Source organism: Yinghuangia sp. YIM S09857, assembly GCF_051388915.1.
GTDB lineage: Bacteria > Actinomycetota > Actinomycetes > Streptomycetales > Streptomycetaceae > Yinghuangia.
In genome coordinates, this window is sequence record NZ_JBPKBH010000001.1 from 134,449 (window position 1) to 138,270 (window position 3,822).

Here is a 3,822-nt window from a genome sequence, read left to right on the forward strand (position 1 = left end):
CCCTCGGCCCGGGGCGCTACGAAACCCTGGTCTGCCTCGGGGAGTTGCACGAGCACCCGGTGCTCACCTTCACCTCCGCCGAGCCGCCGTGCGAGGCCGAGCTCAACAGTCCGGCGCCCGCCTACCTGCGCCATCTCGCGTCCGGCCTCGCCGAGGCACACGGCTGGGACGTCCGGCGCATCGCCGCCTACCTCGCCGGACGGCCGGGCGCGGCGGGCACCTGGGACGCCGAGACCATCGCCGGGCTCATCGCGTCGCCCGCCGAGGCGCCCGGCGAAGTACCTGCCGGAGAGCGCGCCGAGCCGGTCGACACGGCACCCGACACGCCATGCGACACGGCATCCGACCTGGCACACGGCACGGAATTCGACGGGGAAGCCGGCGGGTCTCCCGTCGACCCGACCGCGCCGGAGCGCGACCGCATCTGACGCGCGCGGGTGGGTTGCGCAAAGCGGGGTGGCGCGGCCGGAGATAATGCCCGGTGTGATGACAGCCGTGTGGATCATCGTCGCTGTGGTGGCGATCGGGATCTACCTCAGTTGGACCGCGGGGCGGCTGGACCGGCTGCATGCGCGGGTGGACTCCACGCGGGCCGCGCTCGACGCGCAGTTGGTGCGCCGCGCCTCGATCGCCCTGGAGATCGCGACGTCCGGCCTTCTCGATCCGGCGAGTTCGCTGGTCCTCGCGGGGGCCGCGCACGACGCGCGCGGGGCGGAGGAGGACGACCGCGAGATCGCCGAGAGCGAGCTGACCCGCGCGCTGCGGATCGTGTTCGAGGAACCGGGGCAGGTCGAGGACCTGCGCGCGCGGCCCGGCGGCGACGAACTGGTGGGGGAGTTGCAGACCGCGGTGCGGCGGGTGCCGATGGCCCGGCGGTTCCACAACGACGCGGTGCGGTCCGCGCGCGCGGTGCGGCGGCACCGGCTGGTGCGCTACCTGCGGCTCGCGGGGCACGCGCCGTACCCGGTGACGTTCGAGATGGACGACGAGGAGCCGCCGACCCTGCTGCCGGGCGGGAGCGCGGCTACCTGAGCCGTCGTCGGCGCGGGCGCGCCGACGCTCGGCCGCGGAGTGGTCCTGCGTCCGCGGCGCAAAGTGGTCCGGTTTTTCGCCCCCCGAGTGGCGTGAGAAGGCAGTACCGATCACCCGTACGATGGATCCGTACCGTCATCCACGTCGTGTGAGGTCAAGCGTGTCCACCACCCCTGCAAACCCCGAGTCGTCCGGCACCGCCCCCAAGACCGGCACCGAACTGGTCAAGCGCGGCATGGCCGAGCAGCTCAAGGGCGGTGTGATCATGGACGTGGTCACCCCGGAGCAGGCGAAGATCGCCGAGGACGCCGGCGCCGTCGCCGTCATGGCCCTGGAGCGGGTCCCCGCCGACATCCGCAAGGACGGCGGCGTCTCGCGCATGTCCGACCCGGACATGATCGACGGCATCATCGAGGCCGTCTCCATCCCGGTCATGGCCAAGGCCCGCATCGGCCACTTCGTCGAGGCCCAGGTGCTCCAGTCGCTCGGCGTCGACTACATCGACGAGTCCGAGGTCCTGACGCCGGCCGACGAGGCCAACCACATCAACAAGTGGAAGTTCACGACCCCGTTCGTGTGCGGTGCCACCAACCTGGGCGAGGCCCTGCGCCGCATCGCCGAGGGTGCGGCCATGATCCGCTCCAAGGGCGAGGCCGGCACCGGCAACGTCGTCGAGGCGACCCGCCACATGCGCACCATCCTGGGCGACATCAAGAAGCTCGCCGCCCTGGACGAGGACGAGCTGTTCGTCGCCGCCAAGAACCTCCAGGCGCCGTACGCGCTGGTCAAGGAGGTCGCCGGGCTCGGCAAGCTCCCCGTGGTCATGTTCACCGCGGGCGGCATCGCCACTCCGGCCGACGCCGCGATGATGATGCAGCTCGGCGCCGAGGGCGTCTTCGTCGGCTCGGGCATCTTCAAGTCCGGCGACCCGGCCAAGCGCGCCAAGGCGATCGTCGACGCCACCATGCACTTCGAGGACCCGGACATCATCGCCAAGGTCTCTCGCGGCCTCGGCGAGGCCATGGTCGGCATCAACATCGACACGCTGCCGGAGAGCGAGCGGTACGCCGGCCGCGGCTGGTAACGCCCCCGCGCAGGCCGCGCCAGGCACGGCCTGGCCACCCACCGGGCCCGGTCGCCGTACGGCAGCCGGGCCCGGACCCGTGCCGCGCCCGGAGCCGCGCCGCACGGCCGGGCGCGCACGCCCCTTGCATTCGTACGCACCGAACATCCCCGAGGTCGCAGTGTCTTCACCCACCATCGGCGTACTCGCCATCCAGGGCGACGTGCGCGAGCACGCCGTCGCACTCGCCGAGTCCGGCGCGCTCGCCCGGCCGGTCCGCAGGGCCGAGGAGATCGCCGGGGTCGACGCGCTGGTGATCCCGGGCGGCGAGTCGACCACGATGTCCAAGCTCTCGGTGTCCTTCGGCCTGCTGGAGCCGCTGCGCGCCAGGGTCGCGGAGGGCATGCCGGTCTACGGCTCGTGCGCCGGGATGATCATGCTGGCCGACAAGATCCTGGACGGCCGCGAGGACCAGGAGACCGTCGGCGGCATCGACATGACCGTGCGCCGCAACGCGTTCGGCCGCCAGAACCAGTCCTTCGAGGCCGACGTCGCCTTCGCGCACGCCCCCGGGGCGCCCGTGCACGGCGTCTTCATCCGCGCCCCGTGGGTCGAATCGGTCGGCGCCGGGGTCGAGGTGCTGGCCACGCTCACCGCCGAGCCGTACGCCGGACGCATCGTCGCGGTCCGGCAGGGCAACCTCGTCGCCACCTCCTTCCACCCCGAGCTGACCGGCGACCGGCGGGTGCACGCGTACTTCGTGGACCTGGTCCGCGACGCGGTGTGACGCCCGGCTCTCGGTAGGATCTTCCGCGTGGCCCCCGCGGCCGCGCATCAGTAGGTGACCCGAAGGAGTAGAGGCGGATGTCCGGCCACTCGAAGTGGGCGACCACCAAGCACAAAAAGGCCGTCATCGACGCCAAGCGTGGAAAGCTCTTCGCCAAGCTCATCAAGAACATCGAGGTGGCGGCGCGGACCGGCGGCGGTGACATCTCCGGGAACCCGACGCTGTACGACGCCATCCAGAAGGCGAAGAAGAGCTCGGTCCCGAACGACAACATCGACCGTGCCGTCAAGCGCGGCTCCGGTGCCGAGGCCGGCGGCGCCGACTACCAGGCGATCACCTACGAGGGCTACGGTCCGAACGGTGTCGCGGTCCTCGTCGAGTGCCTGACCGACAACCGCAACCGCGCGGCGTCGGACGTGCGCGTGGCCATGACCCGCAACGGCGGCTCGATGGCCGACCCCGGCTCGGTCTCGTACATGTTCACGCGCAAGGGCGTCGTGATCGTGCCGAAGAACGAGTTGTCCGAGGACGACGTGCTCGGCGCGGTCCTGGACGCCGGGGCCGAGGAGGTCAACGACCTCGGCGAGGCCTTCGAGGTGGTCAGCGAGGCGTCGGACCTGGTCGGTGTGCGCACCGCGCTCCAGGAGGCCGGCATCGACTACGACTCCGCCGAGGCGAACTTCCTGCCGAGCGTCACGGTCGAGCTGGACGAGGACGGCGCGCGCAAGATCTTCCGGCTGATCGAGGCGCTGGAGGACTCCGACGACGTGCAGAACGTCTACGCGAACTTCGACGTGTCCGACGAGGTCATGGAGAAGATCGACGCCTGACGTCCGCGACGCGGACTGCGACGTGTCCGACGAGGTCACGGAGAGGTTCGACGCCTGACGTCCGCCCTGAGGGCCGAACGCGAAGGGGCCGACCGCGATTGCGCGGTCGG

4 protein-coding genes and 1 pseudogene are annotated in these 3,822 nt (G+C 71.4%); all 5 read left to right on the forward strand.

The genetic code is table 11. The features are described 5' to 3' along the window. Positions 1–428, forward strand: a pseudogene (locus ACRX5S_RS00630) (hypothetical protein); the annotation flags it as partial. A 46-nt stretch (positions 429–474) separates the two neighbouring features. Continuing rightward, positions 475–1,032: a hypothetical protein gene (locus ACRX5S_RS00635; RefSeq protein ID WP_436770663.1), complete on the forward strand. Its 558-nt coding sequence runs from the start codon at positions 475–477 to the stop codon at positions 1,030–1,032. Positions 1,033–1,192: 160 nt separating this feature from the next. After that, positions 1,193–2,116 carry a pyridoxal 5'-phosphate synthase lyase subunit PdxS gene (pdxS, locus tag ACRX5S_RS00640; protein ID WP_436770664.1) on the forward strand — a complete coding sequence of 308 codons (924 nt, stop codon included), beginning with the start codon at positions 1,193–1,195 and terminating at the stop codon, positions 2,114–2,116. Positions 2,117–2,276: 160 nt separating this feature from the next. Further along, a complete protein-coding gene (gene pdxT / locus ACRX5S_RS00645; protein ID WP_436770665.1) occupies positions 2,277–2,882 on the forward strand; it encodes a pyridoxal 5'-phosphate synthase glutaminase subunit PdxT in 606 nt (201 codons plus the stop codon). A gap of 77 nt (positions 2,883–2,959) precedes the next feature. Next, positions 2,960–3,712, forward strand: a complete 753-nt coding sequence (locus ACRX5S_RS00650) for a YebC/PmpR family DNA-binding transcriptional regulator (protein WP_436770666.1) — start codon at positions 2,960–2,962, stop codon at positions 3,710–3,712. Positions 3,713–3,822 lie beyond the last annotated feature (110 nt).